This window comes from Micromonospora sp. USAFONa4, from assembly GCF_057197825.1.
The window spans coordinates 5,901,277-5,915,716 of record NZ_CM170072.1; the positions used below are offsets into that span (position 1 = coordinate 5,901,277).

General features: G+C 67.8%; 12 protein-coding genes and 4 pseudogenes. 11 read left to right on the top strand and 5 right to left on the bottom strand.

The window, feature by feature from the left end:
• Positions 1–18: 18 nt before the first annotated feature.
• The 4 genes and pseudogenes from AC0OO9_RS26045 to AC0OO9_RS26060 all read left to right on the top strand — a co-directional run bounded on the left by AC0OO9_RS26045 (position 19) and on the right by AC0OO9_RS26060 (position 4,281).
• The gene (locus AC0OO9_RS26045) at positions 19–705 is read left to right on the top strand and encodes an HAD family hydrolase (RefSeq protein WP_484513042.1); all 687 of its coding nucleotides are present in this window, start codon (positions 19–21) and stop codon (positions 703–705) included.
• Between the two features lie 433 nt (positions 706–1,138).
• On the top strand, positions 1,139–1,558 hold the full coding sequence (locus tag AC0OO9_RS26050) for a hypothetical protein (RefSeq protein WP_484513044.1): 420 nt from the start codon (positions 1,139–1,141) through the stop codon (positions 1,556–1,558).
• A 38-nt stretch (positions 1,559–1,596) separates the two neighbouring features.
• Positions 1,597–3,015 (top strand): relaxase/mobilization nuclease domain-containing protein, encoded by a 1,419-nt coding sequence (locus tag AC0OO9_RS26055; protein ID WP_484513046.1) that lies wholly within the window; start codon positions 1,597–1,599, stop codon positions 3,013–3,015.
• 509 nt (positions 3,016–3,524) lie between these two features.
• Positions 3,525–4,281 (top strand): annotated as a pseudogene (locus AC0OO9_RS26060) (transposase family protein).
• Between the two features lie 12 nt (positions 4,282–4,293).
• On the opposite strand, the gene AC0OO9_RS26065 reads toward AC0OO9_RS26060, so the two are convergent.
• Positions 4,294–5,097, bottom strand: a complete 804-nt coding sequence (locus tag AC0OO9_RS26065) for a maleylpyruvate isomerase N-terminal domain-containing protein (RefSeq protein ID WP_484513047.1) — start codon at positions 5,095–5,097, stop codon at positions 4,294–4,296.
• A gap of 128 nt (positions 5,098–5,225) precedes the next feature.
• On the opposite strand from AC0OO9_RS26065, the pseudogene AC0OO9_RS26070 reads away from it, so the two are divergent.
• A pseudogene (locus AC0OO9_RS26070) lies at positions 5,226–5,777 on the top strand (transposase); the annotation flags it as partial.
• Positions 5,778–5,835: 58 nt separating this feature from the next.
• On the opposite strand, the gene AC0OO9_RS26075 reads toward AC0OO9_RS26070, so the two are convergent.
• Positions 5,836–6,423, bottom strand: a complete 588-nt coding sequence (locus AC0OO9_RS26075) for a helix-turn-helix domain-containing protein (RefSeq protein WP_132240904.1) — start codon at positions 6,421–6,423, stop codon at positions 5,836–5,838.
• Positions 6,424–6,560: 137 nt separating this feature from the next.
• Here AC0OO9_RS26075 and AC0OO9_RS26080 point away from each other — a divergent pair, with 137 nt between their 5' ends.
• The 6 genes and pseudogenes from AC0OO9_RS26080 (at position 6,561) to AC0OO9_RS26105 (ending at position 12,560) form a co-directional block, all read left to right on the top strand.
• Positions 6,561–8,141, top strand: coding sequence for an FAD-dependent oxidoreductase (locus AC0OO9_RS26080; protein ID WP_484513049.1), 1,581 nt, complete (start codon positions 6,561–6,563; stop codon positions 8,139–8,141).
• 112 nt (positions 8,142–8,253) lie between these two features.
• Positions 8,254–9,073 (top strand): annotated as a pseudogene (locus AC0OO9_RS26085) (IS5 family transposase).
• A gap of 247 nt (positions 9,074–9,320) precedes the next feature.
• Positions 9,321–9,479 (top strand): hypothetical protein, encoded by a 159-nt coding sequence (locus tag AC0OO9_RS26090; RefSeq protein WP_484513050.1) that lies wholly within the window; start codon positions 9,321–9,323, stop codon positions 9,477–9,479.
• 263 nt (positions 9,480–9,742) lie between these two features.
• Positions 9,743–10,669 carry an ABC transporter ATP-binding protein gene (locus AC0OO9_RS26095; protein WP_484513051.1) on the top strand — a complete coding sequence of 309 codons (927 nt, stop codon included), beginning with the start codon at positions 9,743–9,745 and terminating at the stop codon, positions 10,667–10,669.
• Positions 10,647–11,435 (top strand): ABC transporter permease subunit, encoded by a 789-nt coding sequence (locus tag AC0OO9_RS26100; protein WP_132240888.1) that lies wholly within the window; start codon positions 10,647–10,649, stop codon positions 11,433–11,435. The genes AC0OO9_RS26095 and AC0OO9_RS26100 overlap by 23 nt, the downstream gene beginning before the upstream one ends.
• Before the next feature lie 60 nt (positions 11,436–11,495).
• Positions 11,496–12,560, top strand: a complete 1,065-nt coding sequence (locus tag AC0OO9_RS26105) for a PucR family transcriptional regulator (protein WP_484513053.1) — start codon at positions 11,496–11,498, stop codon at positions 12,558–12,560.
• 44 nt (positions 12,561–12,604) lie between these two features.
• Here AC0OO9_RS26105 and AC0OO9_RS26110 read toward each other — a convergent pair.
• The 3 genes and pseudogenes from AC0OO9_RS26110 to AC0OO9_RS26120 all read right to left on the bottom strand — a co-directional run.
• Positions 12,605–12,866, bottom strand: a pseudogene (locus tag AC0OO9_RS26110) (transposase); the annotation flags it as partial.
• 350 nt (positions 12,867–13,216) lie between these two features.
• Positions 13,217–13,405 carry an LLM class flavin-dependent oxidoreductase gene (locus AC0OO9_RS26115; protein ID WP_484513055.1) on the bottom strand — a complete coding sequence of 63 codons (189 nt, stop codon included), beginning with the start codon at positions 13,403–13,405 and terminating at the stop codon, positions 13,217–13,219.
• Between the two features lie 243 nt (positions 13,406–13,648).
• Positions 13,649–14,242 carry a CHAP domain-containing protein gene (locus AC0OO9_RS26120; protein WP_484513057.1) on the bottom strand — a complete coding sequence of 198 codons (594 nt, stop codon included), beginning with the start codon at positions 14,240–14,242 and terminating at the stop codon, positions 13,649–13,651.
• Between the last annotated feature and the right edge of the window lie 198 nt (positions 14,243–14,440).

Below are 14,440 nucleotides of genomic sequence, written 5' to 3' on the forward strand. Positions count from 1 at the left end.
TCTCAGTAGGATGCTGAGATGTCTCGACCATTGGTCTTCGACCTTTTTCATACCCTGATCGAGGGGGCCGACGAGGAGCGTGACCGGGTAGTCGGCGATATGGCGCTTATGGTCGGGGTGGCTCCGGCCGCCCTGGTCGCCGCGTACCACGCCACCTGGCGGGACCGATTGGTCCGATGGGATGTGGAGGAGACCATCCGCATCCTCGCCGGACGCCTCGGCGGAGCACCAACGAACGAACAGGTGATACGGGCCGGTGAACACCGGCGAGCCCTCGGGCGCCGGGTGCTGGATACCGTCTCGACCGCCACCCTGGACGTGCTCGACGCGTTACGCGGTGACGGACATCCGCTGGCCCTTATCAGCAACGCCACCTCGGACACTTCGGAGGCATGGCCGCAGAGTCCGCTCGCCCAACGGTTCGATGTCGCGGTCTTCTCCTGCGATGTCGGGCTGGCCAAGCCTGACCCGGCGATCTATGGCCTTGCTGCCAAGTGCCTGGGTGTTCGGCCGGCCGAGTGCGTCTTTGTTGGCGATGGCGCAGACGGTGAGCTGGCCGGGGCAGCAACGGTCGGTATGACCGTCTTCCGTACCACGGAGCACAACGACACCGATCCGGACTGGGGCGGGCCGGCTTTCGCTACCTTGGGTGACCTGCCCGCCCTACTCGTGCAGCAGTTCAAGGTCATGGAGCCGGCCGAGTAGAGCCGTCAGTACAGCCATCCGTACAGCCAAGCCCGCCGACGGACCTGGTCGGAGGCCGACGAGAGACGACACGACGAGCAGGTCAGCGGCAGTCACAGACACCAGCCGACAGCAGTCTTGATCTTTGCAAAGCAGGGTTCCGGGAATTGGCCATGCGCTCGCACTGCCCTGCGGGTGGCCTCCGGCCGTCCTCGAGCGCCCGCAGGGCGTCACTCGAAGTCAGCGGACCGTCAGCGAACGCCGTACCGCGTGGTTCGATTCGATCATGCTCGAAGGCGCGACCGATGCGTCTGACCACGCGGAACGGCATTAAATCACACTCGCTGCTACGCCCGGTCACTTTTCCCTCGACGGTGGTCGCTGAAGCGCTGGCCGGTGTCGGTAACGGTTCCGCTCACCGGGGCGTTAACGGCCAGGCGTAAGGCTCGTTGCCGTGAGCACCGAAGGCAATGTCAATGCCTCTGGCCAGGCCCGGCACCGTGAGCACCTCAGCCCCGCCCGTCCTCACCGGATCTACCCTCGGCTCTCCGACGAAGAGCGCGCGCTGGTCGCTGAGGCGGCCCTGCGAGCCGGTCTGACGCCAGCGGGCTACACGGCGCAGGTGGTGGTCGGCGCAGCGCGCGCAGAAGAGCCGGCCACGGGCCTTACCGGTGACTTGCGGGAGTTGCAGCGGGAACTGTTCGCTGCCCGCCGTGCGGTGAACATGTTCGGCTCCAACGTCAATCAGGCTGCTGCGGCCGTGAACTCGACCGGGGAGCTGCCCGGCTGGGCCGTCGAGGCGGTGCAGTTGTGTGCGCATGCCGTCGCCCGCCTCGACCAGGTGACGGCCCTGATTGACCGGCGGCTGCGGTGATTGCGCGCGTTCACCGTCGCGGCTGCCGTGTCGGTGGGTTGCTGCGCTACCTGTACGGGCCTGGGAAGCAGGAGGAGCACGTCAACCCGCGGTTGGTCGCGGCATGGGACGGTGCCGGGGAGCTGGCCGATCTGGAGCCGGAGACCACCGCCTCAGGTAAGCGGGACTTCCGGAGGCTGACCACTCTCCTGGACGAGCCGGTGCGCGCCGGGATCCGCGCGCCGGCGAGACCGGTGTGGCACTGCTCGATGCGCTTGGCGCCGGAGGACCGCGACCGGGTGCTCACCGACGGCACTTGGGGGCGTATGGCCCGGGAGATGCTCACCGAAGCGGGACTCGCCACGCAAGCGGACGACCCGGGCCTGCGGTGGGTGGTGGTGCGGCACAACGACGATCACGTCCACATCGTCGCGACCCTCGTGCGCGAAGACGGCCGCACGAACTGGGCCCGTAACGACTATCGCAAGTGCGTGATGGCCACCTTCAACGTCGCCCGCCGCTACGGCCTGCGCAGGCAGGTGCCCCCGGCCGACCGCACGGCACACCGGAGGCCCCACCCGGTGGAGGTCAACAAGGCCCGCCGCAAGGGCTGGAGCGACACCCCGCGCGACGAGTTGCGACGGCGGGTCCGCACCGCCGTCGCCGCCGCCGGCAGCGAGCTGGAGTTCCTCGACCGGCTGGCGGAGGCAGGGGTGCTGATCAGAGTGCGTCGCAGCACCGACAACGCCGATGAGATCACCGGCTACGCCGTCGCCCTGCCTGGCGCGGGTACCGGTGACGGGCAAACGGTGTGGTTCTCCGGTGGGCGACTCGCCCCGGACCTGACCCTGCCGAAGCTGCGCCGTCGGTGGGGCGACCTGCCGCCGGCCGTCGGCCTACCGTCGGGAGGTGGGGTCACGGCCCGCGCCCAAGCCCTACGCGACGCCGCCGGCGTCACCCAGGTCGCGGCTGAAGAGATCCGTCGCAGCGCCCGCGAGGATCCCGCGGCGGCCCAGGCCGCCGCTACCGCCGCAGCCGACGTGCTCACCAGCCTGGCGTACGCGAGGGAAGGCAGCCTGCGCGGGCCGTTGCACCGGGCGGCGGAGGTGTTCGACCGCGCCGCACGCGACATGTACGCACGAACCGCGCGCATGACGTCCCTGTCGTACGAGCTACGAGCGATGTCGCGGCTGGTAGCGCTCATGGGTCGCATCGCCGCAGACGAGGACTCGGTCGCCGCGATGGCGCTGGTGCTCGACATGGCGCGGCTTGCCGACGCGCTGGAGTACCTCCGCACCGCTCAGCATCGGCTGCACCAGGCGAAGGCAGCCCGGGACGCAGCCCGGCAACTCCGGGCCTTCGCCGCCGGCGGGCAGCGGCCGGTAACGACGCCGCTCACGGTGGCGGTAACGCCCAGCCCGACAGTGGACAGTGCCCGCCGCACACCGCGGGCCGGTAACGGAAGGAGCCCAGCATGATGCAACCGCAGCACGAAGACCCGGTCGACGAGGCCAGACAGAAGGCGATGCAGTTCTTCGGCGTCGTTTCCACCCTCAGCGAGGCCGTCGCCCGCTTCGCCGCAGTGGGTATCCAGCGCAGGGCCGCCGAGGAGGAACGCGCCGCCGGCCGGGAGCGGGCCGCCGAGGCGGCCAGCCGCGAGGCCGCCCGGCTCGGCGACTCCGTCCGTGCAGATCGGGAGCGACTCGCCCGCCGGGTCGACGGCGCGTGGCTGAAGGACGCCACCCTCACCGAGGTGGCCCAGGTTTGGCGTACCGCGACGGTGCACGCCGCCGCCGGTGACCCTGTCGCGCAGACGCTCGCGGGGCTCGCCCTGGATCGCCTGGGGGAGTTGCACCCGCAGTGGCGGGCCGCGTACGACCGGCAGCGAGCGGCTGGACGGTCTGCTCCCGACGCCGCCCGCGCCGCGGCCCACGAGGTCTGGGAGAGCGAAGCGACGAGGGCCGGCGCCAGCCCTTACCCTGCCGCGATTCCGTTGTCCGCCCGCAGCCTGAACCACCTCGCGGGTCTCATCCGCCGCCACCGCGAACAGCGCAGATCCCGATGGCGGCGCCTTGATCCCAGCCGGCAGGCACTGCTCGCGCTCGCCCACCTGCGCAACGGTGACACCCTGACCCGCCTGGCCTGCGGATTCGAGATCGGTTTCACGACGGCTTGGCGGGACGTCTGCGAAGCTGTCGACCTGCTTGCCGCCACCGCAGACGACCTGAACGCCGCGATGGACCGGATCCGCCGGCTGGCCTACGCGATCCTCGACGGAACTCTGATCCCGATCGACCGAGTTGCCAACCAGAAGCCCTACTACTCGGGAAAACACCGCCGTCACGGCCTGAACGTACAGGTCGTCGCCGACCCGGCAGGCCGGCTGGTCTGGGCCTCAGCTGCCCGGCTCGGTCCATGACCTGACCGCAGCCCGCGCTCACGGCATCATCGACGCCCTGAACAGCACCAACGTGATGACCTTTGCCGATAAGGCATACCAAGGCGCCCGCGGCAGCATCCGCACACCATTCAAACGCCACCGCTACCGGCCGAAACTGCCGCCCTGGCAGAAGAAGGTCAACCGCGCTCACGCCCGGATCCGGGCCATCGGTGAACGCGCCAACGCCACCCTCAAGACCTGGAAAGTTCTGACGAAACTGCGCTGTTGCCCACAGTGCGCCACCGCGATCCTGCAGGCGATCCTGGTTCTGCACCACGTCGAGAACCCGGCCTACGCAGGATAAGAGGGATCGTTGTTACACGGACGGGTCCCAGGCGATGAGCTGATCGAAGATGCGACGGTCGCCTTCGAGCTTCAGGGAATCCAGCGGTATGCGGCCGTAGAACATCAGGACTAGGTCACTGGCCGTGCCCCGGGCGGAGGCGTCGGCCGTGTCCGGGGCCTCACCGGCAGCGGGCTCGCCGAGGCGGGCGACCCGTATCCCGTCGCGGGACAGCCGCAGGCGCCAGGAGCGGCCCTCGGTAGCGTGATAATCGACGACGGCGGGTTGGTGTGGCCAGGCGACCGTCGTTGCGCAGAGGGTGAACTGGCAGTCGTCGAAACTGTCGAGGGCGACCTCGTCTGGTAGCGGCTGCGGGGCACCCACCGTGAGCTGGGCGTCGTAGGTGTACACCGCGATCTCGGGGACCTGTCGCCGCGCCCAGGCACCAGAGGTTTGCGGTGACGGCGAGTCATCCCACCACGTCCAACAACCGCGATCCGGGCCGGCCTCACGCAGCGTGCTCGTCAGTAGCTCGATGGACTCGGTCCACCAGGCCAGCAGTGCCTCGGGTTCCCGAGGCGCACCCATGCCGTCGTCCCAAGCCGACTTCTCCGGGGGCGCGTCTGCAGGCCCTGCGGCGACGATGGCGGCTGATTTGCGGCGGGCCATGCCCACGTGTTGTACGAGGTCGAACAGCGTCCGCTCGGGAGAGGCATGCGGATCGCTGGTCAGAACCGACACGTCGAGGCTGGGCGCCGCGGCGACCGCGGCGCGGAAGGCGGTCGACCGTTCGTCAATGAGCCGCAGATAATCAGAGAACGTCAAAGTCTTTTGCACTCCGGCTTTCTACCAGTGTTCTCCGACAACCGGACAGCGATTTTCGCAGCCGACGCGGCGGGCGCCGCGGCACTGGCCCGCCAGGGTTCCACCTGCCGTGACCTGCGCCGTCACGATGAAAAAGGCTCAAGGTCATGGACGGCATGGTCGAGTGGCGGAACCGGCCCCTCGACCCCGTGTACCCGGTCGTGTTCATCGATGCCATCAACGTCAAGATCAGAGACAGGCAGGTCGCGAACCGGTCGATTTACCTCGCGATGGCCGTCACCGTCGACGGTCACCGCGACATCCTCGGAATCTGGGCCGGCGACGGCGACGGCGGCGAAGGTGCCGAACACTGGCTGCACGTGCTCACCGAACTGAAGAACCGCGGCGTCGCCGACGTGCTGATGCTGGTCGCCTGGGCGGAGTTCGTGCCGTTCCTCGCCTTCGACGTCGAGATCCGCAAGGTCATCTGCTCCACCAACGCGATCGAGAGCGTCAATGCCCGCATCCGCAAGGCCGTCCGAGCTCGTGGTCACTTCCCGAACGAGGCCGCCGCGCTCAAGTGCGTCTACATGGCATTGATGAGTCTCGACCCCGCCGGCGCCGGACGCCGGCGCTGCACCATGCGCTGGAAAGCACCGTTGAACGCCTTCCAGACCGCCTTCGAAGGCCGACTCACCCCGGCCAATCACTGACCACCTCAACAACCAAGATCAGCCGTTAACTTGACACTCCCAGCGCCCCGAACAGGTCTCATCCCAGCTGCTGGGGAGTGCGGACGTGTGCGCGTTCGCCCTGTTTCCCGACGAGGCTGAGGAACTCTACCGGCCCTGAGCTGGTGGCGCCGAACCAGTGCGGGGTCCGGGTGTCGAACTCGAAGGCCTCGCCTGGTTCGAGGATGAGATCGTGTTCGCCCAGAACGAGTCGTAGCCGGCCGTTGAGGACGAAGGCCCAGTCATAGCCTTCGTGCGTGCGTAGGTCCGGTTTGGTGTCGTCGGGCCTCGCAGGAAGAACGATCTTGTAGGCCTGGATCCCTCCGGGCCGCCGAGACAGCGGTAGAACGGTGGAGCCGTCAGTGGTGGGCAGCGGGCGCATGTTGATGCGAGGGTCGCCGGTCGGTGGTGCGTCGACGAGTTCGTCGAGGGTGACGCCGTAGGCGCGGGCCAGGGGTAGAAGCTGTTCGAGCGTAGGACGCCGGAGGCCTGCCTCGAGCCGGGAGAGCGTACTGATCGAGATGCCGGTCTGCTCGGCGAGTTCTGTCAGGGTGATATCGCGATGGTGGCGTAGTTGCTTGAGCCGTGGTCCGACAGCGTCGAGGGTGCGGTCCGCCTGTTCATCCATACCCCAGTTTGCCATTTGGCAAAAATCTTTGCAGTTCTGCTCGCCGGTGCTCACTGTTGGGGACATCTGGTTGCCATCGGGCAGCCGCAGGCTCATCGGGGGTCATGATGACAGGACAAACGAGCACGCTCCGGGACGTGGTAGTCGTTGGCGGTGGCGCGGCCGGCCTCAGCGCCGCACTGACCTTGGCTCGCGCGCGCCGCTCGGTGACTGTGGTGGACGCGGGTGAGCCGAGGAACGCCCCAGCCGGCGGGGTGCACGGGTTGCTGGCCTTGGACGGGGTGAGGCCCGCCGAACTGCTCGCCCGCGGACGCGAAGAGGTCCTCGGCTACGGCGGTGAGATCCTCGCGGGCGAAGTGGTCGAGGTCTCCTGCGCGTCGTACGGCTTCACGGTCGTCTTGCGCGACGGCGAGGTTCTGCAGGCTCGGCGTCTCCTGATCGCGACCGGCCTTGTCGATGAGCTACCTGATGTTCCCGGGGTGCGCGAGCAGTGGGGGAACGGCGTCGTGCACTGCCCGTACTGCCACGGCTGGGAGGTTCGCGACAAGAGGATCGGAGTTCTGCTCACGGAGCCGATGGCAGCGCACAAGGCATTCTTGTTCCGTCAGTGGAGCTCCGACGTAGTGTTGTTCGCGGGTGACCACCAACTGGAGCCGCAGGTAAGCGCTCAGCTGGATGCGCTCGGCGTCACGGTGGTCTCCGGCGGGGTCTCGCGGCTGGAGATCGACGGTGGTCGGGTGAGTGGTGTCCGACTGGACGACGATCGGGTCGTTGCGGTCGATGTCGTCGCCGTGACAACACGGATGGTCGCTCGCACGGCACCTTTCGTCGGGATCGGCATCAAGCCGACGACCCATCCGGCCGGCGAGTTCATCGAGACGGACGCTTTCGGCAAGACCACTATCGCCGGGGTCTGGGCCGCGGGCAACGCCTCCGACATCTCGGCACAGGTCAGTGGGGCCGCGGCCGAGGGCGCTCGTGCGGCCCAGCACATCAACGCTGACCTGGTGATGGAAGACGTGAACCGGGCTGTGGCCGCGTCGGCCGAACCTGCTGCTGACCAGGAGGACGTGTCGATGACGCATTCGTTCGACAAGCAGTACTGGGATCAGATATGGGACAGCGATCGTGCCGCTGCGATGGCCACCCGTCAGGCCAACCCGCATCTGATGAGCGAAGTCGGGGACCTGGCGCCGGGAACGGCCCTGGACGCGGGCTGTGGCGCCGGGGCCGAGGCGATCTGGCTCGCCACCCAGGGCTGGCAGGTCACCGGGGCGGACATCGCCGCCGCGGCGCTCGCTCACGCGGCCGAGCGCGCGGACGGCAGTGGCGTCGCCGACCGGGTGCAGTGGGTCGAAGCTGACCTGTCCATGTGGCAGCCGCAAATCCAGTACGACCTGGTCACCACGCTCTACGCGCACCCCGCCATGCCGCAACTGGACTTCTACGACCGCATCGCGTCCTGGGTCGCCCCCGGCGGCACCCTGCTCATCGTCGGGCACCTGCACCACCACGACCAAGACCCTGCCGCCGGGCACGGCCACGGCGACACCGAGCCGCCCGCCTCGGCCTCAGTGACAGCCGCCGACATCACGGCGCGCCTCGATCCGGCCGTCTGGGAGATCCTGGCCGCGCGTGAATCGCACCGGGCCATGACCGGCCACGACGGCCAGCCGGTCTCAATCCATGACGTGATCGTCAAGGCCCGCCGCTGCTGACCGAGCGCTTGAGAGGGTGGTTCGGTAGCTTTCGTCCATTGTGGGTTTGAGCTGGCATGTGGATGTGAGCCGTGGTCGTAACCGGCGAGGCCATCGCGGTGTTGGGCTGATCATGGGTGAGCGTGCGGCGTACCCGAGCGACTTGACCGACGAGCAGTGGGCGGTGGTCGGACCGTTCCTACAGGCGTGGAAAGACCGGCATCCGTCGGTGTCGGGGCATCAGGGCCGCTACGAGTTGCGGGAGATCGTGAATTCGATCTTCTACCAGAACCGGACTGGTTGTCAGTGGGCGTACCTGCCGCCGAAGTCGGCCACCTACTACTACTTCGCCCTGTGGCGTGATGACGGCACCGACCAGGTGATCCATGATCTGCTGCGCTGCCAGGCGAGGGAGCGGGCCGGCCGGCGGGAGGATCCGACCGCGGTGGTGCTGCACACTCAGTCGATTCGGGCGGCCAACCACGTCCTGGCCGCGACGACCGGCAAGGACGCGGCGAAGAAGGTCCCGGGCCGTAAGCGGGGCCTCGCGGTCGACGCCCTGGGGTTGATCATCGCGGTGGTGGTCACCGCGGCGTCGGTCACCGTCAACGCGATCGGCATCCGGCTGCTGGACAACGTCCGCGCGCACACCCGACGGTGACCAAGGCGTGGGTCGATGCCGGGTTCAAAGACGACGTGCAGATCCACGGCGCGGTCCGAGGTATCGACGTCGAACAGGTCCTTCGGTCCGACACGACGGCCGGGTTCGTGCCGGTGAAGCGCCGGTGGTGGTGGAGCAGACCAACGGCACGCTGATGCTGCACCGCCGCCTGGTCCGCGAGTACGAGAGCCGACCCGCCTCGGCGGTGTCACGCACCTGGTGGGCCTCGACGGCGTACCTCATCCGCCGGTTGACCGGCACCACGACCACGACCTGGCGCGACCAACGGTGACTCAGCCGACGCTGCTCACCGAACGCGAAACCGCCGCCGGCCTGGCCGTCGAGCGGCTCCGCGCCCAGATCGCCTCCCTCGACGAGCAGCTCACCGCGGCCGAGACCGAGGTCACCGAACTCGCCATCACCCGCAAGACGCTCCTGAGCCTCGGCGGCCCACTCGACGCCGCGGCACCCGCTGACCCGACCATCGCCACCCCGCCTACCAGCAGATCCTCGCCGTCTTCCACGCCGCCACCGCACCGATGCGCGCCAAGGACATCTGTCAGGCGCTGGGTACCGGCACCACCGCGAAGGACACCGAGAATCTCCGCGCCAAGCCCAAAAGCCTCGTCGCCCGCCAGATCCTCACCGAACCCGAGACCGGACTGTTCACCCTCGCCCCGCCGACGACGTCCGCGTAACCCCCACCACCAGAGCCTCTAACGAACCGCCAAGCCCGTATCGGACAGATCCTCCCGAACCACCCACTCGCCGGGCCTGGTGCCGTCCGCGCGGTCTACCGACGCTCAGCTCGGCGACGACCCCGCCTGTTGTCGTCACGTGTCAGCCTTGACACGTTTTGCTGGCGAACTGGCTGCTTTCCGAACCTCGGCAAGATCGGCACAGCACAGTCGTCTGGGCGTTGCCCTAGAACCCGAGCAGGAACACACGAATGCTGTACGACATGACCAGCGACATTGTCGTGCTGGCCGAGGGCTTGACGAAGTTCTACGGCTCCCGGCGCGGCATCGAAGACCTCACCCTGGAAGTCCGCACCGGCGAGGTGATGGGCTTCCTCGGCCCCAACGGCGCAGGGAAGACCACCACCATCCGGCTACTGCTGGACTTCCTGCGCCCCACCCGCGGCCACGCCCGGGTCCTCGGCATGGACCCACGCAAGGACAAGGCCGCCCTGCACCGGCAGATCGGCTACCTACCCGGTGAACTCGCCTTCCCGGGCCGGGAAACCGCCAAGGAGCTGCTGCGGTTTCTCGGCGACGCCCGCGGCGGCCTGCCGTGGACCGCCGTCACCAGCTTGGCCGACCGCCTCGACCTGGACCTTTCCCGGCCCGTGCGGGCCATGTCGAAAGGCAACAAGCAGAAGGTCGGCCTCGTGCAAGCGTTCATGCACCAACCGGCGCTGCTGATCCTCGACGAGCCGACCAGTGGCCTGGATCCGCTCATGCAGCAGGAGTTCCTGGCCATGGTCCGCGACGCCCGCCACAACGGCCAGACGGTGTTCATGTCCTCGCACGTGCTCGCCGAGGTCCAGTCCACCGCCGATCGGGTGGCCATCATCCGCGACGGGCGGCTGGCCGCCATGGAGAAGGTCGAGTCCCTCGGTCGACGGGCCGTCCGCAGCGTTGAGATCCACTTCGGCGACCCCGTCCAGGCGTCGGAGTTCACCGGCCTTCCGGGCGTCACGGGCGTCGAGGTCGCCGGTCCGGTGCTGCGCTGCACCGTCGACGGCCGTCTCGACCCCCTGATCAAGACCGCCGCCCGGCACGAGGTCGTCGACCTGCTGTCAGCCGAGCCGGACCTGGAAGAGACGTTCTTGTCCTACTACTACACGGGAGAAGGTGCGAGCGATGCTGCCGCCGCTGGTGCGTAAGACCTGGCGCGACGACCGCCGCGCCATCATCGGCTGGACCTGCGGAGTCGGCGCGTTCACCGCCATCTACACCGGCTTCTACAGCCAGTTCCAGGGTGCCGCCGAACTCAAGCAGAACGCGCTGCCCCAAGGAATGCTCGACTTCCTCGGCATCGCCGACATGCTATCTCCGGCCGGCTACCTGCAAGCCACCGTCTTCTCCCTGATCGGCCCGCTGCTGGTGCTCATGTGCGCGGTAACGCTCACGGCCCGCACCATCGCCCGGCCCGAAGAGGACGGCGGCATGGAGCTGCTGCTGGCCAATCCGCTGTCGCGTACGGCGTTTGCGGTCCAACGGCTGGCAGCGGCAGCTTCGGCGATCACGCTGGTCGCCGTAGTTCCATGGATCCTGCTCAGCATCCTCGTCCCGGCGATCGGCATGAACGTCCCTATGGGAAACCTCGCCGCTGCCTGCGTCGGCCTCGTGCTGCTGGCGTGGTGCTTCACCGGCATCGCCTTCCTTGCCGGGGCCGTCACCGGCAAACGCGGCACCGTGCTTACGGTGGCCGGCGTTCTCGGCGTGGCCACCTACATGGCTAATGCCCTCCCGAACATCAGCGACGACGCGAGCTGGCTGAAATGGCTCTCGCCGTTCTATTACTTCATCGGCACCGATCCGCTCCACACCGGCTGGCATCCAGGACCCCTGCTCTTGCTGGCCGGCATCGGCATCGCCACCGCGGTCGCCGCAGTGATCCTGTTCGACCGACGCGACGTCGGCGTCTAATCCACATGCTGGTGGCCGCCAACTGAACGGGGGCGGCCACCGCTGGTCAAGGAAGACGCGATGAGCCCTCACCCGCAACCACTCACCGAGCAATGCCAGACACTGCTGCAGCTCCCACCCGGAACGCACCGCCACCAGCAAGCCACCGCTCTCGGGCGCGACGCCGCGACCAGCAGCCACAGCATCGACGACCTCGTAGCCGCCATGCTCAGCGCCGCCAGAAACACCTGGACCAGCCGCCCACCGCAACGCGAGGAAACCTCAGCCGCCGTCCATGCCCGCGCAGCGGACTTGCTCGACGCCACAACCAACATCCTCGACGCCGTAACCGCCGGATTCCACGACCACGTCCGCCGACAGTTGGCCGACCACGACGACCAGCGCAGCGAGTTCGTCAACGACCTACTCACCGGACGAGCCGACCCCGGACACCTCGCCGAACGTGCCCACCGGTACGGCATCCGCCTGTCCGGCAGCCACATCGTCACCATCGCCGCCAGCGAAGCATTTACTGACCCCATCGTCCGAGACATCGACGCCGCACTCGCGTCCCGTTACGGATCAGGGAACACGCTCACCACCCTGCGCAACGGGCAACTCGTCTGCATCAGTACCGGCGGCCTGCGCGGCCTACCCGCCGAACTCGCCCACCAACTGCTCAACCACCTCGACGCAGGCACCTGGCAGATCGGCGTCGGCCGCCCCCACCCAGGCGTCAACGGCATCGCCACCTCCCTGCAAGAAGCCCGCAACGCCCTCGACCTGGCCAGCAAACTCGGCTTCACCACCCCAGTTCTAAACGCCGCCGACCTGCTCGTCTTCCCCGTTCTCCTACGCGACCGCGACGCCATCACCGACCTGGTCACCACGGTCCTCGGCCCCCTACGCCAGGCACGCGGAGGAGCCCAGCCCTACCTCGACACACTTACGGTTCTCTTCGACAACCAGGGCAACCACACAGCCACAGCCCGTCAAATGCACCTGTCCGTACGCGCCGTCACCTACCGCCTCGACCGCATCCAAGCACTCACCGGCTACCACCCGAACGAACCCACTCAGAGATTCACCCTGCACACCGCCGTACTCGGAGCCCGCCTCCTCGGCTGGCCGGGGCTGTCTCGCTAACGGCTCTGGGCCTGTCTCGCTAAAGGTGTTGCCGGCGATCTTGGTTAGTAGGTCTCAGCGGCTGGGAAGCGGTCGCTGAAGGTGATGGCGAAGGCGTTCAGGGCTGGTTTCCAGCGCATCGTCCATCGGGCTCTGCCTGCTCCGGTGGGGTCCAGGGACCGGGTCACCAGGTACAGACACTTCAACGCGGCCTGCTCGTTCGGGAAGTGGCCACGCGCCTTCACTGCCCACCGGTAGCGGGTGTTCAACGACTCGATCGCGTTCAGTGGAGCAGATGACCTTGCGGATCTCCAGGTCGTAGTCGAGGCGGCGACCGGCGTTGCACTACCTCAGCGGAGTCCGTCTTTGACGTCCGACATCACCAGCTCAGTGAAGTCGCACGGCTCCAACCTGGTGTGGCCTGAGCCCCATCTCGGTCACCACTCCGGGAGCTGACCACCGCCAGCCCTCGGGTCCCGCCTCATCGGACACGCGACGGGCGCGACGTCCGGCAGCCCGAATCGACAGACGACAGGCGTGCACCGCGGGTGGTCCACGACCACGGTGTGGCATGCCTCGCCGACCGGCCCCGGCCGGGTAAGCCGGCCGAGGTGCCCGGGTCGGTACGGGCACGGATCCTCGCCCTGACCCGGATGACACCACCGGAGGCGACGGGCTCACGCACTGGTCGAGCCGGGAATTGTCAGGAAGCCCCGGCCGACGACGTGCTCGTTGAGTCGCTCCCGGGCTCCCACCCCGAGGATGAACCGGCCGTCGGAGATGATCGCGAGGGTGGCAGCGGCCGGCGCGATGATCGCTGGGTCGCAGCGCACCGTCGGGTAGGTCGCTCCAGTGGCCGACCGCACCCGGTCGGTCTACGCGGCGAAAGCACCGGACACTGTCCCGGTGAACGACGACTCGCCGCCCAGCGACGGGGTCGGCGGACGGTTCCGCCTGGATCGGCGTTCGTCGGATTCCGGTTCCCGATGGATTCTGGTCACCAGAGCAGCCCTTGGTTGTCGATGCCCTCCGCATGAGGACACCATCAACCAAGGGCTGTTCCTGTGATTGGTCAGGGCCGCGCCGGCCCCTCAGCGGTTCAGGATCAGCTAGACCGGACGCGCGTAGCCCGAGACGTAACGCCTGACGCCGTCGCGGGTGACATACATGGAGCTGGGTTTGCGCCAGCCGAAACTAGTCACCTTGTTGCTGACATTGCCTTCGACGGTCATGATTTCACGGCTCGAGCCGGAACCGCGTACGCCGACGACGATTCCGATGTGTCCGGAGGCGGCGTAGTTGCCATAGACGACGGCGTCGCCGATGGCGGGACTGCCCGACAGCCCCGTCCAGCGGCCATTTCGCTTCGCCCAGTCCTGCCAGTAGGTGGCCCAGTGCCCTTGAGCGGTGCCCGAGCCTTTCATGCTGGGCTTCTTGGTGGCTCCGCCAAGGACCCAGCAGTAGTTCACGAAGACACCGCACCATTCAGCTGGCCGTACGATGTTGCTGGTGAGTTTGTAGCGGCTTGGGTAGTAGTTGCCTCCGCTCTCGGCTGATCCGACTTCACTTTCCGCTAGGTTTGAGATCAGGCGGCGGGTGTTGCTCGCGTCGGCGAATGAGGGCGTTTCCAGCAGTATTGGGGCAGCCATTCCGGCTGCTGTCGCGAGCAATAGCCGGCGCCGCGATATTTCGATGCTAGTCATTCTCAACCCCAATGGCATGGTCGGTGCCTTGCAAGGATCCGGTTGTGCTACTCGTGACGGCCTATTGTTCCTCCTTCGACCCGTGTCGGTTCCTGCGCCGACGCGGTCCGTCCCCGGCAGTCGCCGGTCGGCACGCGTCTGCTGCTGAATACCTGTACCGGCCGTCAGTAGGCGAACGACAGGTGCGGCCCGTGTTCC

What these genes read in the sequence shown, in the direction of transcription:
- AC0OO9_RS26045 (WP_484513042.1), top strand. Translation starts at nt 19, where the DNA reads ATGTCTCGACCATTGGTCTTCGACCTTTTTCATACCCTGATCGAGGGG.
- AC0OO9_RS26075 (WP_132240904.1), bottom strand. Translation starts at nt 6,423, where the DNA reads ATGGATGAACAGGCGGACCGCACCCTCGACGCTGTCGGACCACGGCTC.
- AC0OO9_RS26100 (WP_132240888.1), top strand. Translation starts at nt 10,647, where the DNA reads ATGCTGCCGCCGCTGGTGCGTAAGACCTGGCGCGACGACCGCCGCGCC.
- AC0OO9_RS26105 (WP_484513053.1), top strand. Translation starts at nt 11,496, where the DNA reads ATGAGCCCTCACCCGCAACCACTCACCGAGCAATGCCAGACACTGCTG.
- AC0OO9_RS26090 (WP_484513050.1), top strand. Translation starts at nt 9,321, where the DNA reads ATGCGCGCCAAGGACATCTGTCAGGCGCTGGGTACCGGCACCACCGCG.
- AC0OO9_RS26120 (WP_484513057.1), bottom strand. Translation starts at nt 14,242, where the DNA reads ATGACTAGCATCGAAATATCGCGGCGCCGGCTATTGCTCGCGACAGCA.
- AC0OO9_RS26095 (WP_484513051.1), top strand. Translation starts at nt 9,743, where the DNA reads ATGACCAGCGACATTGTCGTGCTGGCCGAGGGCTTGACGAAGTTCTAC.